Raw genomic sequence first — 25,892 nt, forward strand, 5'->3', positions numbered from 1 at the left:
TTGGTTCGGTGTGAATCTGGGGGAATCCTCCCGCGGGGAGCGGGAGTGAATGATTACTTCCTCTTTATCATACGGGGACCCTTGGATATGCCTATGGCCTTCGTCACAGAGGGCCCCGCGGAGTGCTCCGCGTGCTCCTCGCCCGTCCCCAGCCAGCCCGCCAGCTTGCCGCCCTCGCCGACCGCCCGCAGCCGCTTCTCGGTCGCGTCGCGCACCGGGTTCGTGGCCACCACCAGCAGCTCGTCGCCCAGCCGCAGCACCGTCGAGGGCCCGGGCACGAAGCTCTTGCCCTCCCGTACGACGAGGGTGACCGCCGCCCCGGCGGGCAGCCGCAGCTCCGAGACCTCCACGCCGTGCATCCGCGAGCCCTCCGGGATGGAGACCGACAGCAGGTGGCCGCGCAGCCGCTCCAGCGGCGCGGACTCGATGCCGAGGTCCTCCGGCGGCTCGTTCTCGCCCAGCCGCAGGTGCCGGGCCAGCCACGGCAGCGTCGGCCCCTGGACCAGCGTGTAGACGATCACCAGCACGAAGACGATGTTGAAGATCGTGCGGCTGTCCTCCACCCCGGCCACCATCGGGATGGTGGCGAGGACGATCGGCACGGCGCCGCGCAGCCCGGCCCACGACAGCAGCGCCTTCTCCTGCCAGGGGGTGCGGAAGGGCGCCGTGCTGAGGAAGACGGACACCGGCCGCGCGACCATCGTCAGGACCAGCCCCACGACCAGCGCGGGCAGGATGTCGTCGCCCAGCTCGTGCGGGGTGACCAGCAGGCCCAGCAGGACGAACATGCCGATCTGGGCGATCCAGCCGAGCCCCTCGGCGAAGCCGCGCGTGGCCGGCCAGTGCGGCAGCTTGGCGTTGCCGAGGATCAGCGCCGCGAGGTAGACGGCGAGGAAGCCCGAGCCGTGCGCGAGGGCGCCGCCCGCGTAGGCCGCGGTGGCGATGGCCATCACGGCGATGGGATAGAGGCCGGAGGCGGGCAGGGCCACGCGCCGCAGCCCGTAGGCGCCGAGGAAGCCGATGGCGAGGCCGACGGCGGCGCCGATCGCCAGCTCCAGGGCGATCTTCCCGAGGAGCAGGTACCAGTGCTCGACGGGCCCGGCCGCCGAGAAGGCGACGACGAGGATGACGACGGGGGCGTCGTTGAAGCCGGACTCGGCTTCGAGGACACCGGTGAGCCGGGACGGCAGGGGAACGTTGCGCAGGACGGAGAAGACGGCAGCCGCGTCCGTCGAGGACACCACCGCACCGATGATCAGGGCCTGCCGCCAGTCGACGCCCGCCAGATAGTGCGCGGCGGCGGCCGTCAGGCCCACGCTCACCGCGACGCCGAAGGTGGACAGCACGGCCGCCGCGGGCAGCGCGGGTTTGATTTCGTGCCACTTCGTCCCGAGTCCGCCCTCGGCGAGGATGACGACCAGGGCGGCGTAGCCGATGACCTGGGTCAGCCCCACGTCATTGAAGGAGACGCCGATGCCGTCCTGGCCGATGGCGACCCCTATGCCGAGGTAGATGAGCAGGCTGGGCAGCCCGCTGCGCGAAGAGATGCGCACCGCCGCCACCGCGACGAGCAGCACGAGGGAGCAGATCAGCAGGAGTTCGTTGAGGTGGTGGACAGTCAGGGGCCGGTCCCTTCACGCGCGCACCGGAGTGCGTGGTCGGTGCAATGGCGGAGCGCATTGCCATGGGCAGGGCCGGAACGTTCCTCCGGCCGGGCGGTAGTTCATTTCCTCATCTAATATTTTACGGGTTCTTAACGCGTTACGGGCGGGTGAGGGCGCCAAGAGGGATTGATGTCACTGCACGGTCCGGCATCCGCGTCCGGCCGCTCAGCGCCCTGCGCCTATGGTTGCTTCCAGCACTCCAGGACCACCCTGCCCCTCTAAGGACAGCGATGCCCGCCAACAAGACCGGCCCTTCCGGCAAGTCCGGCAAGAAGAAGAAGGGGCGCCGCGCCCGCCTGCTCGCGATCACCGTCGTGCTGCTGCTCGTCGCGGGCATCGGCTACGGCGCGTACTGGAGCGTCAGCACCGTGCGTGCCTCCTTCCCGGAGACCAGCGGCACCCTCCAGCTCAAGGGTCTCAGCGGGGAGGTCAAGGTCGCACGCGACGACCACGGCATTCCGCAGGTCTACGCGGACAACGCCGAGGACCTCTTCCGCGCCCAGGGCTTCGTGCAGGCGCAGGACCGGTTCTGGGAGATGGACGTCCGGCGCCATCTGACGGCGGGCCGCCTGTCCGAGATGTTCGGCGAGGACCAGGTCGAGACCGACGCGTTCGTCCGCACCATGGGCTGGCGGAAGGTCGCGCAGGAGGAGTACGACACCAAGCTGTCGGCCGCCACCAAGAAGTACCTCCAGGCCTACTCCGACGGTGTCAACGCCTACCTCAAGGACCATCAGGGCAAGTCGCTGTCCGTCGAGTACGCCGCCCTGGAGTTCCAGAACGACTACAAGCCCGAGAAGTGGACCCCGGTCGACTCGGTCGCCTGGCTCAAGGCCATGGCCTGGGACCTGCGCGGCAACGTGCAGGACGAGATCGACCGCTCCCTCGCCTCGACGCGGCTGAGCCCCCAGCAGATCGACCAGCTCTACCCGGCGTACCCGTACGACCGGAACAAGCCGGTCGTCGAGGGCGGCGGCATCGACCCGGCGACGAAGGAGTTCGACCCGAAGGCCACGCCGTCGGCGCCGGGCTCGACGCCCGGTGAGACGGGCGGGACCGGGCGGACCGGCGGAGCGCGTACGGGCAACCAGGGCAACGCCGGCAACCAGGGCGCCCAGGGCAACGCCGGCACCCCCGGCACGCAGGGCGGCGCCAACAACAACGGCAGTGCGGCCACCGGCGGTGGCGCCGGCGCGGCCGGCGGCCTGCACACCGGCCTGACGGCGCTGTCCAAGACCCTCGACAAGATGCCGGCGCTGCTCGGCAAGTCCGGCAACGGCCTCGGCTCCAACGCGTGGGTCGTCTCCGGCCAGTACACGACGACCGGCAAGCCGCTGCTCGCCAACGACCCGCACCTGGCCCCGCAGATGCCCTCGCTCTGGTACCAGATGGGCCTGCACTGCACCAAGACCGGCCCGTCCTGCCCGTTCGACGCCGCCGGCTACACCTTCGCCGGCGTGCCCGGCGTCGTCATCGGCCACAACCAGGACATCGCCTGGGGCATGACCAAGATGGGCGCGGACGTCTCCGACCTCTACCTGGAGAAGGTCACGTCCGGCAGCTACCTCTACGACAACCAGCAGGTCCCCTTCGCCACCCGCAAGGAGACCATCAAGGTCGCCGGCGGTGACACCCGCACCATCACCGTCCGCTCCACCCGCAACGGCCCCGTCGTCTCCGACCGCAACAGCGAGCTGGGCAAGGTCGGCCAGGACGCCCCCGTGAAGGACCCGGCGCCGGACCGCGCCGAGGGCTACGCCGTCTCCCTGCGCTGGACCGCGCTCGAAGCCGGCCGCACGATGGACGCGCTGCTGGACATCAACCGCGCCACCGACTTCGCGTCGTTCCGCAAGGCCGCGGCGGGCTTCGATGTCCCCTCGCAGAACCTGCTCTACGCCGACACCAAGGGCAACATCGGCTACCAGGCCCCGGGCCGCATCCCCGTCCGCAAGGGCGACGGCCGCATGCCCGCGCCCGGCTGGGACCCCGCCTACCAGTGGACCGGCTACCTCAAGCCGGGCGAGCTGCCCTGGGAGCTCAACCCCAAGCGCGGCTACATCGTCACCGCCAACCAGCCGGTCACCGACAAGAAGTACCCCTACTCCCTCACCGGGGACTGGGGCTACGGCGCCCGCAGCAAGCGCATCGACGACCTGATCCAGTCGAAGATCAAGGACGGCGGCAAGATCTCGACGGACGACATGCAGAAGATGCAGATGGACAACAGCAGCGAGATCGCCAAGCTGCTCACGCCCTACCTGCTGAAGATCGACGTCAAGGGCTCCAACGAGCGCGAGACGAAGTACGTCCGCGAGGCGCAGAAGCTCCTGGAGGGCTGGGACTACAACCAGGAGGCCGACTCGGCCGCCGCCGCGTACTTCAACGCCGTCTGGCGCAACACCCTCAAGCTCGCCTTCGGCAACAAGCTCCCCAAGGAGCTGCGCGTCAAGGGCCAGTGCCTGCGGGTGCGCCCGGCGAACGACGCCGGCCCGCAGGAGGACCTCGACGGCAACACCCGCCTGGTGCGCGAGTGCGGCGAGCGCGAGCCCGACGCGGCGCAGCCGGACGGCGGCGACCGCTGGTTCGAGGTCGTCCGCTCCATCCTCGACAAGCCCGGCGACGACTGGTGGAAGACCAGCGGCACCCGCGCCAACCCCGGCGCCGCCAACCGTGACGAGCTGCTGGCCCGCGCCATGAAGGACGCCCGCTGGGAGCTGACCTCCAAGCTCGGCAAGGACGTCAACTCCTGGAGCTGGGGCCGCCTCCACCAGCTCAACCTGAAGAACCAGACGCTCGGCAAGGACGGCCCCGGCATCGTCCAGTGGATGCTCAACCGCGGCCCGTGGAACCTGGCCGGCGGCGAGGCCGCGGTCAACGCGGCGGGCTGGAACGCGGCGGGCGGCTACGAGGTGACCCGGGTCCCCTCCATGCGGATGGTCGTCAACCTCGCCGACCTCGACAAGTCCCGGTGGATCAACCTCACCGGCGCGTCCGGTCACGCGTACAACGCGCACTACTACGACCAGACGGACAAGTGGGCCAAGGGCGAGCTCCTGCCGTGGGCTTTCAGCCCGGATGCGGTGAAGAAGGGCACGGACGCGGAGCTGACTCTTAAGCCGTAAGCCCTGCGGGCGGCACCCTTCCCGGGAGGGGCTCCGCCCGGCTCGGCACCGCCGGTCACGCCGGTGGGGGCTGAGCGCCGCTGCGGCGGGCATGCAGTGCCGGACGGGCTGGATATTTATCCAGCCCGTCCGGGGGCACCTCCCAGCGGTAGCTGGGGGAGTTTGAGGACGAGCGCGCTAGCGCGAAAAGCGGCGCACCCCGCTCGGGGTGACCACCGCGTCCACGGGGCCGTCGTGCGGCTCCGCCGGCACCTCGGCGATCACTTCGCTGTCGTACAGCAGAACCACCCGCGCCGGGGCGACCCCGGCCCGGTCCAGACGGGCCAGGACCCGGTCATAGGAACCCCCGCCGCGGCCGAGCCGCATCCCCCGGCCGTCCACGGCCAGCCCGGGCAGCAGCACCGCGTCTGCGGACGTCACGGCCTCCGGCCCGAGCCGGAGGCCGTCCGGCTCCAGGAGCCCCCGCCCGGCCCGTACGAGATGGTCCGGCCCCTCGTACGCCGCCCAGTCGAGATCGTTGTCCGCCAGGAGCACGGGAAGCAGCACCCGTACCCCCCGCCGGCGGAGCGCCTCCAGGAGCGCGCGCGTGCCCGGCTCGCGCCCCACAGACACGTAGGCGGCCACCGTTCCCGCCTCCGCGAGCTCGGGGAGCTCCAGTGCGCGGCGGGCCAGCGCGTCCCCCGTCGCGACCACGTCATCCGTGGTCAACGCGGATCTCACCGCCAGGAGACCCCGCCGCAACTCGGCCTTCGTACCGTCGTACTTGATCACTGTGCGTACAAACTCCTTGCCTGGGGGCATACTCGGTGGAGCCTCATCCTCCGCACAATCTCAACGGATAGTGTTCGGCCCATGACTCACTCGCGTCCTCGGATCAGCAAGGCTGTCATCCCGGCAGCCGGTCTCGGCACCCGATTTCTGCCTGCCACCAAGGCCACGCCCAAGGAAATGCTGCCTGTCGTGGACAAGCCGGCGATCCAGTACGTGGTGGAGGAGGCCGTCCTCGCCGGCCTCTCGGACGTCCTCATGATCACAGGGCGTAACAAGCGACCGCTCGAGGACCACTTCGACCGCAACTACGAGCTGGAAGAGGCGCTGCGCCGCAAGGGCGACGAGTCGCGGCTGGCACGCGTGCAGGAGTCGAGCGACCTGGCGACCATGCACTACGTCCGCCAGGGCGATCCCCGGGGCCTGGGCCACGCCGTCCTGTGCGCCGCCCCGCACGTCGGGAACGAGCCGTTCGCCGTCCTCCTCGGCGACGACCTGATCGACATCCGGGACCCGCTGCTGTCCCACATGGTCGCGATCCAGCGCAAGCACGGCGGCAGCGTGATCGCGCTGATGGAGGTCGAGCGCGCCCAGATCGGGATGTACGGCTGCGCGGCCGTGAAGCCGACCGACGCCGAGGGTGTGGTGCAGGTCACGGGCCTCGTCGAGAAGCCCGACCCGTCCGAGGCGCCCAGCAATTACGCGGTGATCGGCCGGTACGTCCTCGACCCGGCCGTCTTCGACGTGCTGCGCGAGACCCCGCCCGGCCGCGGCGGGGAGATCCAGCTCACGGACGCCCTCCAGGCGCTGGCCGCCGAGCCCGGCCTCGGCGGGCCCGTGCACGGCGTGATCTTCAAGGGCCGCCGCTACGACACCGGTGACCGCGGCGACTACCTCCGCGCCATTGTCAGACTGGCCTGCGAGCGCGAAGATCTTGGTCCGGACTTCCGCGCCTGGCTCCGTCGCTATGTGACCGAGGAGATGTAGCCCCTTGAGCAGCACCGCCGACACGGCCACCGGCTCCGTTCCCGCCCCGACGGACGGGCGGGACGATCCGGGCCGCCTGTGGACGGTGGACGAGCACCTCGCCGACATCCTGGCGAAGGTCCGTCCCCTGGAGCCGATCGAGCTTCAGCTGCCCGAGGCCCAGGGGTGCGTCCTGGTCGAGGACGTCACCGTCCCGGCCGCCCTCCCGCCCTTCGACAACAGCTCCATGGACGGCTACGCGGTCCGCACGGCCGACGTCGAGGGCGCCACGGAGGAGTTCCCGGCGGTTCTCACCGTCATCGGCGACGTCGCGGCGGGCAGCGGCACGCCGCCCGCCGTCGGCCCCGGCGAGGCCGCCCGGATCATGACCGGCGCCCCGCTGCCGCCCGGCGCGGAGGCCGTCGTCCCCGTCGAGTGGACGGACGGCGGCGCGGGCGCCGGCCCCGCCGCCGCCATGGCCGCCCACAGCGCCGTCCCCGAGCGCTCCGGCGGCGAGGTCCGCATCCACCGGCCCGTGGCCGCCCGCGCCCACGTCCGGGCCCGCGGCAGCGACGCCTGTACGGGCGAGCTCGCGCTCGCCGCCGGGACCGTCCTCGGCCCGGCCCAGATCGGGCTGCTCGCGGCCATCGGGCGCGCCACGGTCCTGGTGCGCCCGCGCCCGCGCGTGGTCGTCATGTCCACCGGCAGCGAGCTCGTCCAGCCCGGCGAGGAGCTCGCGCCCGGCCGGATCCACGACTCCAACAGCTTCGTCCTCTCCGCCTGCGCGCGGGACGCCGGGGCCATCGCGTACCGCGTCGGCGCCGTCGACGACGACGCCGCGACCCTGCGCGCGACCCTGGAGGACCAGCTCATCCGCGCCGACGCCGTCGTCACCAGCGGCGGCGTCAGCGTCGGTGCGTACGACGTGGTCAAGGAGACGCTGTCCGGGCTCGCGGGCGAGGAGGGCAGCGTCGCGTTCCGGGGGCTGGCCATGCAGCCCGGCAAGCCGCAGGGCTTCGGCCGGATCGGCCCCGACCGGGTCCCGCTCTTCGCCCTCCCCGGCAACCCCGTCAGCTGCTACGTCTCCTTCGAGCTCTTCGTCCGCCCCGCGCTGCGGGCGCTCATGGGGCTCGAACCGGTCGACCGCACCCCCGTGCGCGCCGTGTGCGCCGACGCCGTCACGTCCTCGCCGGAGGGCCGCCGCCAGTTCCTGCGCGCGCGGTACGAGGCGGGCGACGGCACGGTCTCGCTCGTGGGCGGCGCGGGCTCGCACCTGGTGAAGGCCCTCGCGCAGGCCAACGCGCTCGTCGTCGTCCCGGAGGCGGCCACGGCGCTGGAAGCGGGCACGGAGGTCGACGTCATCCCCCTGGGCTGACCTCTCCTGCCCGCCCCGCGCCGGGGCGCTGCCGGTACGGTGTCTGCCCACACAGGACCCGGACCAGGAGAAGCATGAGCAGCGCCGCCGCCCAGGACCCGCCCGAGCCCTCCCGCCTCACCCACCTCGACAGTGCGGGAGCGGCCCGGATGGTCGACGTCTCGGCCAAGGAGGTCACCGCGCGCACGGCCCGCGCCGCCGGCCGCGTCCTCGTCTCGCCGCGCGTCGTGGAGCTCCTCCGCGGCGAGGGCGTGCCCAAGGGCGACGCCCTCGCCACGGCCCGCATCGCCGGCATCATGGCCGCCAAGCGCACCCCCGACCTGATCCCGCTCTGCCATCCCCTGGCGCTCTCGGGCGTGACCGTCGACCTGTCCGTCGCCGACGACGCGGTGGAGATCACCGCCACGGTCAAGACGACGGACCGCACGGGCGTGGAGATGGAGGCGATGACCGCGGTGAGCGCGGCGGCCCTGACGGTCGTGGACATGGTGAAGGCCGTCGACAAGGGCGCGGTGATCACGGACATCAGGGTGGAGGAGAAGACGGGCGGGAAGTCGGGCGACTGGAGCCGGTCATGAGCGTCCCGGAGCAGGCTATGAGGGCCCTGGTCGTCACGGCGTCCAACCGCGCCGCCGCGGGCGTCTACGAGGACAAGGGCGGCCCCCTCCTCGCCGCCGGCCTCACGGCCCTGGGCTTCGCCGTGGACGGGCCCGTCGTCGTCCCCGACGGGGAGCCCGTCGCGGCGGCCCTGCGGGACGGGGTCGCCGCCGCCTACGACGTGATCGTCACCACCGGCGGCACCGGCCTGTCCCCGACCGACCGCACGCCCGAGGCGACCCGCCCCCTCCTCGACCGCGAGGTCCCCGGCATCGCCGAGGCCGTCCGCGCCGAGGGCCTGGCGAAGGTGCCCACGGCCGCGCTCTCCCGCGGCCTGGCCGGGCTGGCCGGCCGGACGCTGATCGTGAACCTGCCCGGGTCGGCGGGCGGCGTCCGCGACGGCCTCGCCGTGCTGGGCCGGCTGCTGGTCCACGCCGTGGAGCAGGTCCGCGGGGGCGACCACCCGAGACCGGGGGGCCCGCACTGAGCGCCGGCTGGCCGGCCCGGCCGGCGGACGGGGACGTCGTCCTGCGCCCCATCCGGATGCGCGACCAGCACGCGTGGCGCGAGGTCAACCGGCGCAACCGCGACTGGCTGCGGCCCTGGGAGGCCACGATCCCGCCGCCCCCGCCGGGCGGCCCGGTCACGCACCGCCCCACGTACCGGCAGATGGTGCGGCACCTGCGGGCCGAGGCGCACGCGGGGCGCATGCTGCCGTTCGTCATCGAGTACCAGGGCCGGCTGGCCGGCCAGCTGACCGTGGCGGGGATCACGTGGGGCTCGATGTGCTCGGCCCACATCGGCTACTGGGTGGACGAGGCCGTCGCGGGCCGCGGCGTGATGCCGACCGCCGTCGCGCTCGCGGTGGACCACTGCTTCCGCTCCGTCGGCCTGCACCGCGTGGAGGTGTGCATCCGGCCGGAGAACCTCCCCAGCCGCCGCGTGGTGGAGAAGCTGGGCTTCCGCGAGGAGGGGCTGCGGCCCCGCTACCTCCACATCGACGGCGCCTGGCGTGACCACCTGGTCTACGCACTGACGGCCGAGGAGGTCCCGGAGGGGCTCGTGCAGCGCTGGCACCGGTCCCGCCCCGGCACCCCCCAGAAATAGAATAGATATTCGAAAGTGACCGTCATTGGACGGTATTCGAGTGGACTCGGTCCCAACAATCACAAAAAAAGTTCGAGATATCAGCCGGATCGTGCGACACACCGGGCCAATTGGCGGAATCCCCTGCGCGTACCCCTCTACGGTGTGAAGTGTGAGCAGCAGCGGCCTCATCTACGCAGTCATCGTCGGGGCCTGGGCCGCCTACTTGGTGCCGATGTGGCTCCGTAGGCAGGACGAGCTCAATGAAGCCCGTCCGACGGAACGCTTCAGCACCGCCATCCGGCTCTTGTCCGGGCGGGCGGGGATGGAGCGCCGTTACGCCAAGGACCTGGAAGTGCGCGCCGCCGACGACGCGCCGGTCTCAAGCGACCCCGCGGAGCCGGCGGCCCGCGGGCCCGAGCCGGAAGCGCCGACCGAAATGGTCGACGTCCGGTCCTTCGGCATGCCCGGGGGAGGTGTGCCCGGGGCGGGCGGCGGAGCCCCGGCGGAAGCGCCGGCCCCGGCGGGCCCGCCCGCGGGCCACGCCGGGCCCCCGGGCGCCCAGGGAGCCGCGGGGGAGCGTGCCGGGTCCTCCGCGACCCCGACGGCCGCCGCCGCGCGCGCCCGGCGCACCAAGGTCCTCGCGCGCCGGCGCCGCACCACGGTCGTCCTCTTCCTGGCCTTCACCCTGGGCGCGGTCGTCGCCGGCGTCGGCGGGCTGGCGTTCCTGTGGGTGCCGGCCGTCCCCGCGGCGCTGCTCAGCGCCTACATCGTCTACCTGCGCATGCAGGAGCGGCGGCGCTTCGCCTTCACCATGGACCAGCGGCGCGCCGAACTGGCCGCCCAGCGCCTCCGCGAGGGCCGCGTCCGCCCTCGCCAGGCGGCGGACCCCCACGCCGCCGCCGACCCCGTTGACACCGTCGCCCACCCGGCGCCCGCCGCCGACCACGCGCCCGAGCCCTCGCCCGCCGCGGGCCGCCGCGCCCTCGTGGAGCAGACGGACCACGCGGAGTGGGTCGACCAGCAGCGCGACCGCGGCGCGGCCGAGAGCTGGGACCCGGTCCCCGTCCCCCTGCCCACGTACGTCACCGCGCCCGTCGCCCCGCGCGCCGGCGACAACGTCGACCTGGGCGCCCCCGACACCTGGAGCTCCGCCCGCTCCTCCACCGCCGACCCGGCAGCGGACCGCGCCCGCGCCGCCGCGGAGGAGCGCCGCCCCTCCCGCCCCCGCCGCCGCACCCGCGAGGGCGGCCGCACCCCCCTCTTCGACCAGTACGCCGACGACGACCGCCCCCGCGCCGCCAACGAGTGATCCACGCCACTTCACCGGCCCCGGCCGCCTGACCAGCGAGGAGCGGATTACCGGGCACCCGGATGGAGCTGCTAGAGTTTCACTCGTTGCAAGGGCCTGTGGCGCAGTCCGGTAGCGCACCTCGTTCGCATCGAGGGGGTCAGGGGTTCGAATCCCCTCAGGTCCACAGCAATGGATCCCGTCCGATCTGATAGATCGGGCGGGATCTTTTTATGTGCCCCTGCGGGTTTATGTGCCCTTGCGGGCGCCGCAGTTGTGCGGCGCGGGCTGTGGTCAGAGTTTGCGGGCGACCCTGCGGGCCACCTTCACCACGTCTCCCGACGGCTTCGTCCTGAGGGTGGGGTGGTGGTGCAGCCAGTCTTCTTCCAGGGCGTACCAGTCGATGGGCTTCGGCTTGCGGCGGGTGGTCAGGGCGGCGTCCAGTTCCGTGAAGTAGGCCGTCCAGCGCTTGCGGTAGAGGCCGCCGACCAGGCCCGACCACTCGCGGTTGGCGTAGTCGTGGAGCTTGCCGGCGTCGGCGGAGGGGCGGGGGCCCCAGGTGGTGAGGAGGGTGAGGGCGTCCTGTTCGAGGCGGTCGCGTTCGGCCTCCGAGGAGCCCCAGGCGCGGGCGGCGGCCGTCCAGTGGCTGAGCAGGTGGCGTTCGTCGGTGGCGACGGTCTCTTCGAGGAGGGTCATCCAGTCGAGCCACTGGCGGGTCAGGTCGCGCAGGCGGGCCCGGTCGCCCGCTTCGTAGGCCGTCCTGATCCGGGGGAGGAGGACGCGGCTGCGGTTGGAGATGGACTGGCGGGTGACGTCCAGGAGGTCGTAGCGGTAGGCCGGGGTGCCGCGCAGGGACGGGGCCACCGCCAGGAGTTCGGGGAGGGCCGCCTCGAAGGCGTCCGGGTCGTAGCGGAGTTGGCGCGGCGACCAGTTGGCGGCGTGGGTGACGGCCAGGTCGGGGCGGGCGCCGAAGAGGCCGTCGGCGGCCTCGCTCCAGCCGTCCTCGCGGGTCGTGCCGTAGGCGGTGCGGCGCAGGACGTCCCAGGCGCGGACGGCGTGCGGGTCGGCGGCGCCGTAGCGGTAGCGGGGCCACTGCCTGAACCAGTCCTCCAGGTCGATCCGGCCGTCGGTCCAGGCCAGGTCGCTGAAGAGGGCGAGCGCCGCGGGGTTGTTGTCGGCGGCCTCGGGCATCAGGGCGATGCCCCTGAGCGCGCTGCCGGGCTTGGTGCGCCAGTTCTCGTAGAGCGCCGCCCAGTCGCGGGTGTTGGCGCCCATGGCGGTGTGCCCGCCGAAGTTCCAGATCGAGCCGAAGGCGTACGGGGTGCCGCCCCAGTCGTCCTCGCGGTCGGTGACCTTGGGGTAGTGGTCGGGGACACCGTCCAGGACGAGCATCCGGCGGCGGTCGACGGCGTCGAGGATCGCGCGCCGCGGGTTCTCCTGCCAGCCGAGGATGGCCCAGGTGGCGCGCGGGTGGGCGGCGCGCAGGGCCTTCTCGACGGCGCGGGCGGCGTCGGCGACCGGCACGTCGCCGGGTTTGCCGCCCTCGTGCAGCAGGTCCATCTTGTACATGGACGTGGCGCCGTAGAGCTCCTTCTGGACCCGGTAGAAGGTCGCCGCGACGCGGCGGAAGTGCGCGGTGCGCGGGTCGAGCCAGTCGGGCCGGCGGAAGCCGCCCCAGGTGCCCTGCGGGACGGTGCGGGCGCCGGGGTTGTGCTGGGCGAAGCCGGGCGGGACGGTGCCGTAGTAGCCGGGGAGGACCGGGGTCATGCCCAGTTCGCGGAGCCGGCCGACGATCTTCTTCGCCAGGGCCGTGCGGCGCTCCAGGAGACCCGCCGACAGCGGGCCGCCGTAGCCCTCCATGTTCTGGAGCAGCCACCACGGCTGGTGCGCCGGGCCCGGCAGCCACGCGCGCAGCTCGGCGTCGCCGTAGCCGTGCTCGCGGAACGTGCGGTGGTAGACGGCGTCCGCGCCCGCGTAGACCAGCACCTCGTTGAAGCCGTGCAGCGCCAGGACGTCGATCTCGTGCTGCCAGTAGTCCCAGCCGTTGTACGGGCCGGTGTAGCCGTCGCTGGTGTCGTTGAGGACGAAGCGGTGGGGGACGTTCGCCGCCCTGACGACGGGGGTGCGGACGCCGGGGAGGCGGGCGGGCAGGGCGGCGGTCTGCGCGCCGTTCCAGGAGAAGTGGGCGTGGGCGACGTGCCTGAGGTACCAGTGGAATCCCGTGAGCTGCACGGCGGGCGTCGTGCCCGACACCTCCAGCGCGCCCTCCCGCCCGGACACGCGGAAGGCGTCCGCGCCGCCCTTGCGCGGCACCGTGCGGAAGGTGACCTGCCGGTGGTGGCGGGGCAGCAGGCGGGCGAGGGCCGCGGCGGCGGCTCCGGCGGCTCCCGGGGCGGCCCCGGCGCCCTCCGCGTCCGGGAGGCCGGCCGCGGCGCTCCCGTCCCCGGCGGAGACCACGTCGTCGAAGGCGGAGGAGCCGGAGGAAGCGGAGGAGGAGGCGGAGGAGGCCGCGGAGCCTGCCGCTCCGGAGCCCCCGTCCGGGCCGCCCGGCCCTCCGGCGCTCCCCGGACCGGCCGCGGCGGCCACGCCGGGCACCGTCCCCAGAGCCGCCGCCCCCGCAAGGGCACCCAGGAGCCTGCGACGGGCCATGTACATGAGTGACCTCCACCGTGACGAGCGCGATGCCCCTGCGACAGGAGCGAGGCAGGAGTGAACGGACCGGACCACTGGGGCGCATTACGCGCATTAGGCGCGGCGATCCTACGAGCTGATGAGCGCCACGCCGCAAGGACGCGGGCGCCGAACCAGCCACGCCGGTTACATTTGGCACGAATGGCCCCATCGGAACGCCCGGCCTGCTAGGCGCCACCGCTCCGGCCACCGGCCGCCGGCCCCGCCGGCCCGACCCGAGGAACCGCGTGCGACCGCTCACCGCAGCGCCCGGCGCCGTGGCCCTCGCCGCGGGCCTGCTCGGCATGGCCGTTCTGCTGGGCGGCTGCGCCGACCCCGGCGGCCTGGAGGTCTCCGGCCCCGCCCTCAGCCCCTCGCCGGGCACCGAAGCCGTCTACGTGATGGGAGCCGCCGAGGCCGCGGACGAGCCGCCGCTGCGCCGTCCCGCCGCCCTGACCCTCTCTCCCGCGGCCTCCCTCACCGAGCTGCGCTGGCTGTCCTGGGGCGGCCCGACGGCGGAGGCATACGGCAGCGTGCGCGGCACCTGGTGCCGGCCCGCCTGCGCCCCCGACCGGCCGTACGCCGCCAAGGTCACGCTCAGCGGCCTCGTCAGCCGCGCCGCCGATGGGAAGGGCGGGGATGGTGGGAAGGGCGGGAAGGGTGGGAACGACAGGAACGGCGGGGACGGCGGCGCCGGCGAGGACACCGCCTACTACACGCGCGTCACCGTCGACCCCGAGGGGCTGCCCGCCTCGCTCGCCCGCGAGCTGCGCGACCTGCGGCTCCCCGTCCCCCCGCGTTAGCCGCCGAGGAGAGCTGGAAGCCATGGGACTGCGCACGAAGATCGGCGTGGCGATCACCGCCACCGCCGCGCTGGTCGCCGTCATCATGGGCCTCGTCGTGCACCACCGGACCGCCACCAGCCAGCTGGAGACCGCGCGGGAGTCCCTGGAGGGCCGGCTCGCCGCGGCCGTCGAGGACCACGCCGCGGGCGCCGACCGGCCGCACACGCTCATCAACCCCGAGCGCATACCCGGGCCGCTGCGGAAGGCCGTCGACGCGGGCAAGCGCGCCACGTACCTCGACCGCAGCGGCCCCGTACCGATGCTGTGGGCCGGCACGCGCCTCGGCCGCGACACGATCGTCGTCCGGCACCCGTACACCCGGCAGACCGACAACCTCCGCAAGCTCGACGAGGCCCTGTGGTGGGCGGGCGGCCTCGGCACCGCCTTCGCCGGCGTCGTCGGCGTGGGCCTCGCGACCGTCGCCGGGCGCCGCCTCAACGCCTCCGCCCGGACGGCCGAACGCATCGCCGACGGCGACCTCAGCGCCCGCCTCAAGCCGCGCGGCGGGCAGGACGAGATCGCCCGCCTGATCGTCGCCGTCAACACCATGGCCGACGCGCTGGCCGCCCGCCTCCAGGCCGAGCGCGAGGTCACCTCGAACATCGCCCACGAGCTGCGCACGCCCGTGGCCGGCCTGATCGCCGCCGCCGAGGTGCTGCCGCCCGGGCGGCCCGCCGAGCTGGTGCGGGAGCGGGCGGAGCGGCTCCGGGCGCTCATGGAGGACGTCCTGGAGGTCGCCCGGCTGGACGGCACGGCCGAGCAGGCCGACACCGAGCTGCGGATGCTGGGCGAGCTGGCGCGGCGCGCGGTCCGCGTGGCCGGGATGGACGGCAAGGGCCCGGCCGCGGAGGTGCGGGTCGTGCGGGACTGCCTGGTCGAGACCGACGGGCGGCGCGTCGAGCGGATCCTCGCCAACCTGGTCACCAACGCCTTCCGGCACGGTGGTGCGCCCGTGGCCGTGGAGGTCGACGGCGGCACCGTCCGGGTCCGCGACGGCGGCCCCGGCTTCCCGCCCGAGCTGCTGACCCGCGGCCCCCAGCGCTTCCGTACGGGCTCGCGCTCCGGGCTCGGCCTGGGCCTGACGATCGCCGCGGGCCAGGCGCGGGTGCTGGGGGCGGGGCTGTCCTTCGCCAATCCGGAGGGCGGGGGCGCGCTGGCGACGCTGGACCTGACGGCGTCGGTACGGGACGGGGAAGGCGGGGAAGGCGGGGCGGACACGGCGGGTGGGGCCTCCTGAGGTGCGGGGCGGGCCCGCAGCCCCAACAGTGGAAGCCATGAAAGACGACAACGTCCTCTTCCTGAACGTCACCTCGCCCGAGAAGGGCCACCGGGCCCTGGACGCCCTCCGCGAGGCGCACGCCGCGGGGCGGCTCAAGCTCCGCGAAGGCGCGGTGATCTCCCGCGCCGACGACGGCACCCTCGACTTCCCCGACGCCGTCGACAACTCCGGCACGGCCCGCGCCTTCGCCGTCGGCGGCCTGATCGGCGGCCTCCTGGGCATCCTCGGCGGCCCGCTCGGCGTCATGATCGGCTTCGGCGCGGGCGGCCTCATGGGCGGCGTCCGCGACGCGCGCGAGGCCACGGCCGCGAACGCGGCCCTGGAGATGCTCGCGGCGGAGGTGCCGCCGGGCAGCACGGTCCTGGTCGCGGAGCTCGTCGAGGACGGCCCGGCGGAGGCCGACGCGATCCTGGAACCGTACGGGGAAGCCACGCGCTACCGGACGGAGGACATCCGCCACGAGGTGGAAGCGGCGATCGCTTCTACGTGACGCACGCGCTCGAGGCCGCCGGGCCGCCCGGCGGGTCTACAGCGGCTTCGTGAAGCAGCGGCTGCTCTCGTACGTGCGGTACATGCCGAACTTCTCCCGCTCCGGCACCGGCGCGTACCCGCTCGACACGTACAGCTCGATCGCCTCCGGCTGCCTGTCGCCCGTCTCCAGGACCATCCGGGTCCGGCCCGCCGCCCGGGCGTCCCGCTCCAGCTCCGCGAGGATCCGCCGCGCGAGCCCGCGCCCGCGCGCCTCCGGTATGACGTACATCCGCTTCAGCTCGGCGTCGCCGTCCGCGTAGCCCTCGCCGCCCGCCGCCTCGCGGGCGCGCCAGCCGCCGGTGGCGACGGGCGCGCCGCCGGGCTCGTAGGCGATGAGATACAGGCCACACGGCGGGGCGAACTGGGCCGGCTCCAGCGGGGTGACGTCACCGTCTCCGTACCGTTGCGCGTACTCCAGTTGCACCCGGTCCTGGAGCTTCAGCGCGTCGGGATGGTCGTATGCGACCGGCAAGATCTGCATTCAAGGCATCGTACGGAAGTCGGTATCGTGCCGGAATGCTGACCGTTACGAGCGTAAATGTGAATGGACTCCGCGCGGCCTCCAAGAAGGGCTTCGTGGAGTGGCTGGCGCGGACCGAGGCGGACGTCGTGTGCCTCCAGGAGGTCCGGGCCGAGCCGCACCAGCTGCCCGACGAGGTGCGCGAGCCGGAGGGCTGGTTCACGCTCCACGCCCCGGCGGCGGCCAAGGGCCGCGCGGGCGTCTCGGTCTACTCGCGGCGCGAGCCGGAGGCGGTGCGGATCGGCTTCGGCTCGGCCGAGTTCGACGGCAGCGGCCGCTACGCCGAGATCGACCTCCCCGGCGTCACCGTCGCGAGCCTCTACCTGCCCTCCGGCGAGGTCGGCACGGAGCGGCAGGACGAGAAGGAACGCTTCATGGCGGAGTTCCTGCCGTACCTGGTGGGGCTCAAGGTGCGCGCCGCGGCCGAGGGCCGCGAGGTCCTGGTCTGCGGCGACTGGAACATCGCCCACACCGAGGCCGACCTCAAGAACTGGAAGGCCAACCGCAAGAGCGCGGGCTTCCTGCCCGAGGAGCGCGAGTGGCTCGGCAAGGTCTTCGACGAGTACGTGGACGTGGTCCGCTCCCTCCACCCGGGCGTCGACGGCCCGTACTCGTGGTGGTCGTACCGCGGGCGCGCCTTCGACAACGACTCGGGCTGGCGGATCGACTACCAGGTCGCCACGCCCGGGTTTGCCCGGCGGGCAGTGAAGGGGCTGGTGGAGCGGGCCGCGAGTCACGGGGAGCGATGGTCGGACCATGCCCCGGTGACGGTGTTCTACGAGCTCTAGTCCGGCGGGGGCGCCTCGTCCATGCGCCACATGGGGCAGCGCATGGACGAGCCCTGCTCGGATCCGCCCTGTACGCCCCCGCCCACGGCCGGCGCGGCGATAGGCTGCACGGGCGGAAATCCCGTACCAGGAAGCACGGGCCGGACGGAGGAGAGCAACGATGACTACTGCTGCTGCGGGCGAGCCGGGCATCCCGCCCATGCCGGAGAGAACCCCGAAGGCCCTCCGCGATGCCATCGCCCGGCACGCGCCCCAGCTCCTGTCCGATTTCGACGCGCACTGGAAGCGGTACGTCGCCGACGCATACGACATCAGCACCGTTCCCGCCTTCATGGCGCGGTGGTGGGGCGAGTACGCGATCGCCCGCGACCCGCGGCTCGACGCCCACGTCACCGGCCTCGAACGCCGCGCCGCCTATGAGTGCTCCGATCTGGCCGAAGCCAAAGCACTCCTGGAAGAGGCGTCCAACATCCGCCACATGGCAGCCCGCACGGAGCCTGGTCAGTGACCAGCGGGTTCATGGGTCCGCCCTGGCAGATGGACTGGACCCTCAAGGCCCAGGCCGCCCGCGACGCGCTGCCCGAGCACGTGCGCAAGATGATCGACGCAGCTCGTGCGGAGCTGGTCACGACGGAAGACCCGTACTTCCGCGGGGTCGACGCGGACGTAGACCTGCCCGAAGGCATGCTTGTCGAACCCGCCAGGTCCAGCGATCCGAAAGGCCCCCGCATCCTGCACTTCGACAACGGGCACGGCTGGTTGAAGTACACGTTCGTGCGGCGGACCCAGGACCCGCAGATTGTTGTGGAAGAGATCTTCTGGCAGTGACGGGACCGCTGTCAGCCGATGCGGGCTCCGGCTGATTCGGAGGGCTTCGGTTCATTCGGCGGAATCACGCCGTTTGCGCGCGCAGACTCCGGCTTCCCGCCCAACCTCGGGCGCGGGGCTGCTTCAATTCACCTCTGTGGACGCACAGTTGGTCTGACCGGCCGGCGTGCGGGCGTGGTCGCGGCATGGCGCGCCCGTGCGTCCTCGCCGCCGTCAGCCGGGTCTGGCGGGTCCCGGTTCGCCGGCGGCGCCGTGCGCACCGAGCCAGACAGCCGGCTCGGTGCGCACGCGCCGGTCCAGGGCCATGGTGATCTCCGCGTCCATGACCGTCTTGGCGATGCCCCGCAGCTCGTCGAGCGCCGCGCCGGTGGCGGGCTCGCCCGGTTGCAGGCCGGGGAGGACGTGGGCGCGGATGAGCTCGGTGAACGTCCCGGCGAGGGCGTCCGCGTGGGCCCGCACCTCGCGGCCCGCGGCGAGCACCGCGGCCAGTGGGACGCCGTGCCGCCGCACGAGCGCGGTCGAGGCGTCGAGGAGGCGCCGGCTGACGTGCACGATCTCGTCCCCGTCGCCGCCGCTGTCGACGCCGAGGTAGCCCATGTCGAGCGAGGCGGTCACGTTCTCCGGGGTGATCTCGCCGCCGAAGCGGTCGGCCAGCTCGGCCGGGGTGAGGCGGACGGCGGGCTCCTCCTGCCACGGGACGGCGACGGCCGCGCCCGCGCCCGCCAGCCCCAGCAGCTCGCCCACGTCCCGCCCGCACTCGAAGGCGCTGATCAGCTCGGCGATGCCGCCGAGGGTGTGCCCGCGCTCCAGGAGCGCGGCGATCGTCCGCAGCCGGGCCAGGTGCGGCGGGCCGTACCAGGCGATGCGGCCCTCGCGCCGCGGCGCCGGCAGCAGTTTGCGCTCGCGGTAGAAGCGCAGCGTGCGCGGGGTGATCCCGGCGGCGTCGGCGAGCTCGGCGGCCCGGTACTGCCGCGCGGCGGCCCCGGCCGGCTCCGGGGAGCGGGCCTCGCGCCCGGCCGGCTCCGGTGCGCGGGCCTCCTGCCCGCCCGCGTCCACCACCCCGCGGACCCCTCCGTCACCCATCGCGTCGTCCCCTCGTCCGTGGTCACGCGCGTAGCGTAAGCGCCCGTGCGACCGGCGGTAACTTCCTTTCCCTGTACCCCTATCGCTTCTCCAGGCTCTGCCCTACGCTCCCCATCGTGCCAGTGATTGCTGGCGCAGTTGTGTCGAATCCGGGAGGCGGCGGCATGGCCGAGCACGAGCGTCAGCACGTACGGGTGGCGGTGATCGGGTCCGGCTTCGGCGGGCTGGGGGCGGCGGTCCGGCTGCGCCGCGAGGGGATCACCGACTTCGTGGTCCTGGAGCGCGCGGACTCCGTGGGCGGCACCTGGCGCGACAACACCTACCCCGGCTGCGCCTGCGACGTGCCCTCCCACCTCTACTCCTTCTCCTTCGCCGCCAACCCCGCCTGGCCGCGCAGCTTTTCCGGCCAGCCGCACATACGGGCGTACCTGGAGCACGTCACCGACACCTTCGGCCTCCGCCCCCACCTGCGCCTCAACTCCGAGGTGCAGCAGATGCGCTGGGACGAGGAGCGGCTGCACTGGGAGATCACCACGGCCGGCGGCGACTGGACCGCCGACGTCGTCGTCTCCGCCACCGGTCCCCTCGCCGACCCGCGCATCCCGGAGATCCCCGGCCTGGACTCCTTCCCCGGCAAGGTCTTCCACTCCTCCCGCTGGGACCACGACGCCGACCTGCGCGGCAAGCGCGTCGCCGTGATCGGCACCGGCGCCTCCGCGATCCAGATAGTGCCGGGCATCCAGCCCGAGGCGGGCCGCGTCACCCTCTTCCAGCGCACGCCGCCGTGGGTGCTGCCCCGCTTCGACCGCCCCGTCTCGGCCGCCGAGCGCCGGCTGCACACCCTGCTGCCCGCGACGGCGGCGCTGCGCCGCGGCATCCTGTGGGGCATCCGGGAGCTCCAGGTCAGCAACTTCACCAAGCGCCCGGAGCGGATGCGCTTCGTGGAGAAGCTGGCGCTGGCCCACATGCGCAAGGCCGTCGCGGACCCGGCCCTGCGGGCCCGGCTGACCCCGGACTACCGCATCGGCTGCAAGCGCATCCTGCTCTCCAGCGACTACTACCCGGCGCTCGCCCGCCCCAATGTGGACCTGGTGGCCTCCGAGCTGGCCGAGGTGCGGGGCCGGACGCTGGTCGCCGCCGACGGCACGGAGGCCGAGGCCGACGTCCTCGTCTTCGGCACGGGCTTCCGGGTCACGGACATGCCGATCGGGGAGCGGGTCACCGGCGCCGGCGGCGTGACGCTCGCCGAGGCGTGGAAGGACGGCATGGCGGCCCTGCGCGGCACCAGCGCCGCCGGCTTCCCCAACTTCCTCACCGTCATCGGGCCCAACACCGCGCTGGGCAACAGCTCGATGATCCTCATCATCGAGTCCCAGCTGAACTACCTGGCCGACTTCATGCGGCAGCTGAACACCCTCGGCGGCAAGGCGGCCCTGGACGCCCGCCCCTCCGCGGTCAACGCCTGGAACCGGCACATCCAGCGCCGCATGGAACGTACGGTCTGGAACACCGGCTGCCGGAGCTGGTACCTGGACGCCAACGGCCGCAACACCACGGTCTGGCCCGGCACCACCGCCGAGTTCCGCAAGGTCACCCGCGAGGTGAACCTCTCCGAATACCAGGTGCTGCGGCCGCCGCGCACGCCCCGCACAGCCGTCCCCGCAGCGGCCGGGACGGGGGCCGCGCGATGAGCCGGGTGAGCCTCGAAGGCCAGGTCGCCGTCGTCACCGGCGCCGCCCGCGGCGTGGGCGAGCAGCTGGCCCGCAAGCTGTCGGCGCGCGGCGCCCGCGTCGCGCTGGTGGGCCTGGAGCCCGACGAGCTGGCGCGCGTCGCGGCCTCGCTGCACGAGGACGCCGCGCACTGGCACGCGGACGTCACCGACCACGAGCGCATGGCGCAGGTCGCCCGCGAGGTCAAGGCCCGCTTCGGCAAGACCGACATCGTCGTGGCCAACGCGGGCGTCGCCGGGGGCGGCCCGTTCATCTCCTCCGACCCGGAGAGCTGGCGCCGCGTCGTGGACGTCAACCTCGTCGGCAGCGCCGTGACGGGCCGCGCCTTCCTGCCCGTCCTCGCCGAGAGCCGCGGCTACCTCCTCCAGATCGCCTCGCTCGCCGCGATGGCCCCGGCGCCGATGATGAGCGCCTACTGCGCGTCGAAGGCGGGCGTCGAAGCGTACGCGCGCTGCGTGCGCGGCGAGGTCGCCCACAAGGGCGTGCGGGTCGGCGTCGCCTACCTGAGCTGGACCGACACGGACATGGTGCGCGGGGCCGACGAGGACGAGGTGATGCGCGAGATGCGGCAGCGCCTGCCCTGGCCCGCCAACCGCACCTATCCTCTCGGCCCGGCCGCGGACCGCCTGGTCGACGGCATCGAGCGGCGCGCGGCGCAGGTGTACGGGCAGGGCTGGCTGCGGGCGATGCAGGGCGCCCGGGGCTGGCTGCCCGGCCTGCTCGCCCTGGGCGCGCGGCGCGAGATGCGGCGGTACGAGCCGAGGCTCGCGGGCGTGCGCGCGGGGCTGGTGGGCGCGGGCGGGGCGGCGGACGAACGGGAGCGTACGCGGGCGTAGCGCAGCGTAGTCCTACGATATGCGGGCTAAGATGGGGCATGTCAGGCTGTTCCGGGGCAAAACGTCCCCATCCCCTCTCGCTGAGGAGTGAGAACAGCCATGGGCATCAAGGACGAGATGCAGGGCAAGGCGCAGCAGGCCAAGCAGAAGCTGGAGCGGTCCAAGCAGCAGGCGCAGCAGAAGGGCCAGGAGGCGCAGGACAAGCTCCGGGAGCGCAAGCAGCAGCAGGAGGGTCAGCAGCGGTCCTTCGACGACCTGCGCGACGAGCTCGACGACCGCACCTGAGGGAGCTGAGTCCCGTGGCCAAGGGAGACAAGGCCAGGAGCAAGGCCGAGCAGCAGGCCGGAAAGGCTGCGCAGACCGGTAAGAAGTCCCAGCAGGACGCCAACGACAAGGCCCGCCACGAACTGATCCGCAAGGAGCAGGAGGAGTGGGACCGCCGCGACACGTTCGACGAGAACTTCGAGATCTGACAGCGGAACACGCGGCAAATGCACGTATCAGGGGCGCACCCCGCGAGGGGTGCGCCCCTGACCCGTGGCGCCGTGGTCAGCTCCGCGGCGGCAGCTTCGGCCGCCTCAGGTCCGGCACCCCCGAGTAGTCCGGCGGCTGCGCCGCGCCGTGCCGTTCCAGCAGGTCGAGCGCGATCTGCACCGCGTCGTCCAGCTGCTTGTGCCGGCCCTCGGCCCAGTCGAGCGGCGTGCGGTCGATCTCGACGTCGGGTTCGACGCCCCGGTTCTCGATCGTCCAGCCGTACGCGTCGAACCACGCCGCGTTCATCGGCACCGTGATCGCCGTGCCGTCCCCGAGCCGGTGGCGGCCGGTCATCCCGACCACGCCGCCCCAGGTGCGCAGGCCGATCACCGGGCCGATGCCCTGCAACTTGAAGGCCGCGGTGATCATGTCGCCGTCGGAGGAGGTCATCTCGTCGGCGATGGCGACGACCGGCCCGCGCGGGGCGTTGCTCGCGTACGACACGGGCTGGGCGTCGCGCGTGAGGTCCCAGCCGATGATGGTGCGGGTGAGCTTCTCCACGACCAGCTCGCTGATGTTGCCGCCCGCGTTGCCGCGCACGTCCACGATCAGGGCGGGGCGGGACATCTCCATGCGCAGGTCGCGGTTGAACTGGGCCCAGCCCGAGCCGCCCATGTCGGGGATGTGGAGGTAGCCGCACTTGCCGCCGCTGAGCTCGCGGACGACCGCGCGGCGCTTGGCCACCCAGTCCTGGTAGCGCAGCGGGCGCTCGTCGACGAGCGGGACGACGGCGACGCGGCGCGGGTGCCCCTCCGGTCCGGGGGAGCGGAAGGTGAGCTCCACGGTGGTGCCGCCCGCCGCCGCGAGCAGCGGGTACGGGCCGGCCACCGGGTCGACGGGGCGGCCGTCGACGTGCGTGAGGGCCGCGCCCTCGCGGATGCCCGAACCGGCCAGCGGGGAGCGGGCCTTGGAGTCGGAGGAGTCGCCGGGCAGGATGCGCCGGACCGCCCAGGAGCCGTCCTTCCGGTGCGTGAGGTTGGCGCCGAGCAGGCCGATGGCGCGCTGGTAGTGCGGCGGGCCCTCGTTGCGGCGGGCGGGGGCGACGTAGGCGTGCGAGGTGCCCAGCTCGCCGAGGACCTCGCGCAGCAGGTCGGCGAAGTCGTCGGGGGTGGCGACCCGGTCGACCAGGGGCCGGTACTGGCCGAGCACCGCGTCCCAGTCGATGCCGCACATGCCCGGCTCCCAGAAGTACGCGCGGACGATGCGCCCGGCCTCCTCGTAGGCCTGCCGCCACTCGGCGCCGGGGTCGACGTCGTGCAGGATGCGCCGCATGTCGATGAAGACCGTCGACTCGGGGTCGGGGGTGTCCGTGGCGGGGACGGCCCGCAGGTCGCCCTCGTCGTTGACGACGAGGCGGCTGCCGTCGCCGCTGACCGCGAACCAGTCGAGGGAGCTGCTGAGTTCGGTGCGCTTGGCCTTGGTGAGGTCGAAGTGCTCCAGCGTGGGGCGGCCCGAGGTGTCGGCGGGGTTGGCGAAGGTCTCGCCGAGCGCGCCGGAGATCGGCCAGCGCAGCCAGACCAGGCCGCCGCCGCTGACCGGCCGCAGCGCCGAGTACTTGGAGGCGGCCACGGGGAAGGGCGTCACCCGGCTCTCCAGGCCCTCCGCCTCGACCAGCGTCGGCCCGGCCCCGGTGTCCTCCAGGTCCAGGCCGCCCGCCGCCGGCCGGCCCTCGGCGGACAGCGCGAACGGCGAGGGCGTCGCCGAGGACAGCGGGACGAGGTAGGGGCGGCAGCCCAGCGGGAAGGACAGGTCGCCGGTGTGCACGTCGTAGACGGGGTCGAAGCCGCGCCAGGAGAGGAAGGCGAGGTAGCGGCCGTCGCGGGTGAAGACCGGCTGCTCGTCCTCGAAGCGTCCGTTGGTCACGTCGACGACCAGCCGGTCCTTCAGCCGTGCGATCTTGATCTGGCGCAGGGAGCGGCCGATGCCGGGGTGGGACCAGGCCAGCCACTCCGAGTCGGGTGAGAAGGCGAGGTCGCGCACCGGCCCGTTGGCCGACCGGATCAGCTCGCTGACCTCCCCGGCGCCGGCGCCCGGCCCCGCGCCCTCGTCTGATCCCGAGCCGGAGCCCTCGCCCTCGCTTTCACCTTCGCCTTCGCCCGGCCCCGTGCCGTCGGCCGAGGTGTCCACGAGCAGCAGCCGCCCGTCGTGCGTGGCCAGCGCCAGCCGTTCCCCGTCGGGGGAGGCCAGGGTCTCGTGCACCCGCCCGATCCGGCCCGCGCCGAGCCGCCGCGGCTCGGCCGGGCCCGCGGCGCGCGGCAGCTGGGCGATCTCGATCGCGTCCTCGCCCTCCGCGTCCGTCACGTACGCCACCCGCCCGGACGCGCCGAGCATCTCCGGCAGCCGCACCCGGACGCCCGGGGTGTCGGCGATGGTACGGGCGGGGCCGTCGCGGTGGGTGAGCCAGTAGAGGCTGCCGCGCACCTGGACGGCGCTCGCCCGGCCCGTGGTGTCCACGCTCACGCCGTCCACGTTGGAGGCGGCCTGCACCTGGTAGGGGCGCCGCCCGGCGCGCGGCCCGCCCAGCGTCACTTCCAGGCGGCGCGGCCGTCCGTCCGGCCCGAGGTCGTCCACCAGCCACAGCTCGCCCGCGCACTGGTAGACGATGCGCTCGCCGTCGGTCGAGGCGTGCCGGGCGTAGAAGTCGTCGTGGTCGGTGTGGCGGCGCAGCTGCGAGCCGTCGGGCAGGCAGGAGTAGAGGTTGCCGACGCCTTCGTGGTCGGAGAGGAAGGCGATCCGGCCGCCCGCGAACATCACCGAGTCGAGGTGGCCGCCGATGTCCGGCACCAGCCGCCGCTCCTTCGCGCCCAGCAGCCACAGCCGGCCCGTGGCCCCGCCGCGGTAGCGCTTCCAGGCGGCCGGCTCGTGCGGCGGCTTGCCGGCCAGCAGCAGCGTGCGGTGCTCGCCCCCGGCCTCGCCGATCGCGATGTCGGAGACCGGCCCCCAGGGCAGCCGCAGCCCCGGGCCGCCGTCGGTCGGCACCCGGTAGGCCCACGAGAAGTACGAGAACGGCTGGCCGTGCGAGGAGACGGCGAGGACGTCGTGGCCGCCGTTGCGGTCCGAGGGGGCCCAGCCGCAGACGCGGGCGTCGGTGCTGCCCCAGTAGGTGAGCCGGCGGGCGGGGCCGCCGTCGACCGGGGCCAGGTGGATCTCGGGGTCGAGGCTGCGCCAGTTCGTGTAGGCGATGTGGCGGCCGTCGGGGGAGAAGCGGGGATGGCCGACGCGGGTGCGGTCGACGGTCAGCCGCCAGGCCCGGCCGCCGGACGTCCCCGGCGCCAGGGGGGCCAGCCACAGGTCGTCCTCCGCGGTGAAGCAGAAGAGGTCACCGTGGAGATGAGGAAATCTCAGGTAAGAATCACTCACTCCACCATCGTTTCGGCCC

At 73.5% G+C, this 25,892-nt stretch carries 23 protein-coding genes and 1 tRNA gene; 18 read left to right on the plus strand and 6 right to left on the minus strand.

All coding sequences use genetic code 11. The annotated features are described in order from the left end of the window. Window positions 1-53: 53 nt before the first annotated feature. Window positions 54-1,577, minus strand: coding sequence for a potassium/proton antiporter (locus D7231_RS19280; RefSeq protein ID WP_324196804.1), 1,524 nt, complete (start codon window positions 1,575-1,577; stop codon window positions 54-56). A 317-nt stretch (window positions 1,578-1,894) separates the two neighbouring features. On the opposite strand from D7231_RS19280, the gene D7231_RS19285 reads away from it, so the two are divergent. Continuing rightward, window positions 1,895-4,786 (plus strand): penicillin acylase family protein, encoded by a 2,892-nt coding sequence (locus D7231_RS19285; protein WP_120756697.1) that lies wholly within the window; start codon window positions 1,895-1,897, stop codon window positions 4,784-4,786. A gap of 177 nt (window positions 4,787-4,963) precedes the next feature. Here the strand turns inward: D7231_RS19285 and D7231_RS19290 are convergent, their stop codons facing one another. Continuing rightward, window positions 4,964-5,557, minus strand: coding sequence for a 5-formyltetrahydrofolate cyclo-ligase (locus tag D7231_RS19290; RefSeq protein ID WP_241999794.1), 594 nt, complete (start codon window positions 5,555-5,557; stop codon window positions 4,964-4,966). An 81-nt stretch (window positions 5,558-5,638) separates the two neighbouring features. Between D7231_RS19290 and galU the strand changes: the two genes are divergently transcribed. From galU to D7231_RS19325, 7 genes are all read left to right on the plus strand, one after another. Next, complete coding sequence (gene galU / locus D7231_RS19295) at window positions 5,639-6,541, plus strand: UTP--glucose-1-phosphate uridylyltransferase GalU (protein ID WP_120756699.1); 903 nt, start codon at window positions 5,639-5,641, stop codon at window positions 6,539-6,541. Window positions 6,542-6,545: 4 nt separating this feature from the next. Next, window positions 6,546-7,895: a molybdotransferase-like divisome protein Glp gene (glp, locus tag D7231_RS19300; RefSeq protein ID WP_120756700.1), complete on the plus strand. Its 1,350-nt coding sequence runs from the start codon at window positions 6,546-6,548 to the stop codon at window positions 7,893-7,895. A 74-nt stretch (window positions 7,896-7,969) separates the two neighbouring features. Further along, window positions 7,970-8,473 carry a cyclic pyranopterin monophosphate synthase MoaC gene (moaC, locus tag D7231_RS19305; protein ID WP_120756701.1) on the plus strand — a complete coding sequence of 168 codons (504 nt, stop codon included), beginning with the start codon at window positions 7,970-7,972 and terminating at the stop codon, window positions 8,471-8,473. Beyond that, on the plus strand, window positions 8,470-8,979 hold the full coding sequence (locus D7231_RS19310) for a MogA/MoaB family molybdenum cofactor biosynthesis protein (RefSeq protein ID WP_120756702.1): 510 nt from the start codon (window positions 8,470-8,472) through the stop codon (window positions 8,977-8,979). The genes moaC and D7231_RS19310 overlap by 4 nt, the downstream gene beginning before the upstream one ends. Before the next feature lie 56 nt (window positions 8,980-9,035). Beyond that, complete coding sequence (locus D7231_RS19315) at window positions 9,036-9,599, plus strand: GNAT family N-acetyltransferase (protein WP_228774222.1); 564 nt, start codon at window positions 9,036-9,038, stop codon at window positions 9,597-9,599. Window positions 9,600-9,750: 151 nt separating this feature from the next. Continuing rightward, on the plus strand, window positions 9,751-10,890 hold the full coding sequence (gene sepX / locus D7231_RS19320) for a divisome protein SepX/GlpR (RefSeq protein WP_120756704.1): 1,140 nt from the start codon (window positions 9,751-9,753) through the stop codon (window positions 10,888-10,890). Window positions 10,891-10,982: 92 nt separating this feature from the next. Further along, window positions 10,983-11,056 (plus strand) — tRNA-Ala (locus D7231_RS19325). Window positions 11,057-11,163: 107 nt separating this feature from the next. Here the strand turns inward: D7231_RS19325 and D7231_RS19330 are convergent. Further along, window positions 11,164-13,524, minus strand: coding sequence for an alpha-N-acetylglucosaminidase (locus tag D7231_RS19330; RefSeq protein WP_120756705.1), 2,361 nt, complete (start codon window positions 13,522-13,524; stop codon window positions 11,164-11,166). 263 nt (window positions 13,525-13,787) lie between these two features. Here D7231_RS19330 and D7231_RS19335 point away from each other — a divergent pair, with 263 nt between their 5' ends. From D7231_RS19335 to D7231_RS19345, 3 genes are read left to right on the plus strand one after another with little or no spacing between them, the layout of a single operon-like run. Further along, window positions 13,788-14,342 carry a hypothetical protein gene (locus D7231_RS19335; protein WP_120756706.1) on the plus strand — a complete coding sequence of 185 codons (555 nt, stop codon included), beginning with the start codon at window positions 13,788-13,790 and terminating at the stop codon, window positions 14,340-14,342. Window positions 14,343-14,364: 22 nt separating this feature from the next. Next, complete coding sequence (locus D7231_RS19340; RefSeq protein ID WP_120756707.1) at window positions 14,365-15,621, plus strand: sensor histidine kinase; 1,257 nt, start codon at window positions 14,365-14,367, stop codon at window positions 15,619-15,621. Window positions 15,622-15,658: 37 nt separating this feature from the next. Next, window positions 15,659-16,153: a DUF1269 domain-containing protein gene (locus D7231_RS19345; protein ID WP_120756708.1), complete on the plus strand. Its 495-nt coding sequence runs from the start codon at window positions 15,659-15,661 to the stop codon at window positions 16,151-16,153. Between the two features lie 36 nt (window positions 16,154-16,189). Here D7231_RS19345 and D7231_RS19350 read toward each other — a convergent pair whose 3' ends face one another. Then, on the minus strand, window positions 16,190-16,675 hold the full coding sequence (locus D7231_RS19350; RefSeq protein ID WP_120756709.1) for a GNAT family N-acetyltransferase: 486 nt from the start codon (window positions 16,673-16,675) through the stop codon (window positions 16,190-16,192). 35 nt (window positions 16,676-16,710) lie between these two features. Here D7231_RS19350 and D7231_RS19355 point away from each other — a divergent pair, with 35 nt between their 5' ends. The 3 genes from D7231_RS19355 to D7231_RS19365 all read left to right on the plus strand — a co-directional run bounded on the left by D7231_RS19355 (window position 16,711) and on the right by D7231_RS19365 (window position 18,330). Further along, on the plus strand, window positions 16,711-17,502 hold the full coding sequence (locus D7231_RS19355; RefSeq protein ID WP_194959968.1) for an exodeoxyribonuclease III: 792 nt from the start codon (window positions 16,711-16,713) through the stop codon (window positions 17,500-17,502). Between the two features lie 160 nt (window positions 17,503-17,662). Continuing rightward, on the plus strand, window positions 17,663-18,010 hold the full coding sequence (locus D7231_RS19360; protein ID WP_120756711.1) for a hypothetical protein: 348 nt from the start codon (window positions 17,663-17,665) through the stop codon (window positions 18,008-18,010). Further along, window positions 18,007-18,330 carry a hypothetical protein gene (locus D7231_RS19365; RefSeq protein WP_120756712.1) on the plus strand — a complete coding sequence of 108 codons (324 nt, stop codon included), beginning with the start codon at window positions 18,007-18,009 and terminating at the stop codon, window positions 18,328-18,330. The genes D7231_RS19360 and D7231_RS19365 overlap by 4 nt, the downstream gene beginning before the upstream one ends. 213 nt (window positions 18,331-18,543) lie before the next feature. On the opposite strand, the gene D7231_RS19370 is transcribed toward D7231_RS19365, so the two are convergent. Next, complete coding sequence (locus D7231_RS19370; RefSeq protein ID WP_120756713.1) at window positions 18,544-19,413, minus strand: MerR family transcriptional regulator; 870 nt, start codon at window positions 19,411-19,413, stop codon at window positions 18,544-18,546. A 164-nt stretch (window positions 19,414-19,577) separates the two neighbouring features. Here D7231_RS19370 and D7231_RS19375 point away from each other — a divergent pair, with 164 nt between their 5' ends. From D7231_RS19375 to D7231_RS36560, 4 genes are all read left to right on the plus strand, one after another. Next, window positions 19,578-21,104, plus strand: a complete 1,527-nt coding sequence (locus D7231_RS19375; RefSeq protein WP_120756714.1) for a flavin-containing monooxygenase — start codon at window positions 19,578-19,580, stop codon at window positions 21,102-21,104. Further along, on the plus strand, window positions 21,101-21,979 hold the full coding sequence (locus D7231_RS19380) for an SDR family oxidoreductase (RefSeq protein WP_120756715.1): 879 nt from the start codon (window positions 21,101-21,103) through the stop codon (window positions 21,977-21,979). The genes D7231_RS19375 and D7231_RS19380 overlap by 4 nt, the downstream gene beginning before the upstream one ends. Before the next feature lie 99 nt (window positions 21,980-22,078). Next, complete coding sequence (locus tag D7231_RS19385) at window positions 22,079-22,264, plus strand: hypothetical protein (RefSeq protein ID WP_120756716.1); 186 nt, start codon at window positions 22,079-22,081, stop codon at window positions 22,262-22,264. A gap of 14 nt (window positions 22,265-22,278) precedes the next feature. Continuing rightward, window positions 22,279-22,452 (plus strand): hypothetical protein, encoded by a 174-nt coding sequence (locus tag D7231_RS36560; protein ID WP_158673785.1) that lies wholly within the window; start codon window positions 22,279-22,281, stop codon window positions 22,450-22,452. Window positions 22,453-22,528: 76 nt separating this feature from the next. On the opposite strand, the gene D7231_RS19390 is transcribed toward D7231_RS36560, so the two are convergent. Further along, a complete protein-coding gene (locus D7231_RS19390; protein WP_241999795.1) occupies window positions 22,529-25,873 on the minus strand; it encodes a S41 family peptidase in 3,345 nt (1,114 codons plus the stop codon). Window positions 25,874-25,892: the final 19 nt, after the last annotated feature.

It is taken from the genome of Streptomyces klenkii, assembly GCF_003626645.1.
Lineage (GTDB): Bacteria > Actinomycetota > Actinomycetes > Streptomycetales > Streptomycetaceae > Streptomyces > Streptomyces klenkii.

Bases quoted from the DNA above. Each gene is read 5' to 3' on its own strand.
- D7231_RS19285 (WP_120756697.1), top strand. From the start codon at position 1,895: ATGCCCGCCAACAAGACCGGCCCTTCCGGCAAGTCCGGCAAGAAGAAG.
- galU (WP_120756699.1), top strand. From the start codon at position 5,639: ATGACTCACTCGCGTCCTCGGATCAGCAAGGCTGTCATCCCGGCAGCC.
- moaC (WP_120756701.1), top strand. From the start codon at position 7,970: ATGAGCAGCGCCGCCGCCCAGGACCCGCCCGAGCCCTCCCGCCTCACC.
- D7231_RS19310 (WP_120756702.1), top strand. From the start codon at position 8,470: ATGAGCGTCCCGGAGCAGGCTATGAGGGCCCTGGTCGTCACGGCGTCC.
- D7231_RS19315 (WP_228774222.1), top strand. From the start codon at position 9,036: ATGCGCGACCAGCACGCGTGGCGCGAGGTCAACCGGCGCAACCGCGAC.
- D7231_RS19330 (WP_120756705.1), bottom strand. From the start codon at position 13,524: ATGTACATGGCCCGTCGCAGGCTCCTGGGTGCCCTTGCGGGGGCGGCG.
- D7231_RS19340 (WP_120756707.1), top strand. From the start codon at position 14,365: ATGGGACTGCGCACGAAGATCGGCGTGGCGATCACCGCCACCGCCGCG.
- D7231_RS19345 (WP_120756708.1), top strand. From the start codon at position 15,659: ATGAAAGACGACAACGTCCTCTTCCTGAACGTCACCTCGCCCGAGAAG.
- D7231_RS19350 (WP_120756709.1), bottom strand. From the start codon at position 16,675: ATGCAGATCTTGCCGGTCGCATACGACCATCCCGACGCGCTGAAGCTC.
- D7231_RS19355 (WP_194959968.1), top strand. From the start codon at position 16,711: ATGCTGACCGTTACGAGCGTAAATGTGAATGGACTCCGCGCGGCCTCC.
- D7231_RS19360 (WP_120756711.1), top strand. From the start codon at position 17,663: ATGACTACTGCTGCTGCGGGCGAGCCGGGCATCCCGCCCATGCCGGAG.
- D7231_RS19370 (WP_120756713.1), bottom strand. From the start codon at position 19,413: ATGGGTGACGGAGGGGTCCGCGGGGTGGTGGACGCGGGCGGGCAGGAG.
- D7231_RS19375 (WP_120756714.1), top strand. From the start codon at position 19,578: ATGGCCGAGCACGAGCGTCAGCACGTACGGGTGGCGGTGATCGGGTCC.
- D7231_RS19380 (WP_120756715.1), top strand. From the start codon at position 21,101: ATGAGCCGGGTGAGCCTCGAAGGCCAGGTCGCCGTCGTCACCGGCGCC.
- D7231_RS19385 (WP_120756716.1), top strand. From the start codon at position 22,079: ATGGGCATCAAGGACGAGATGCAGGGCAAGGCGCAGCAGGCCAAGCAG.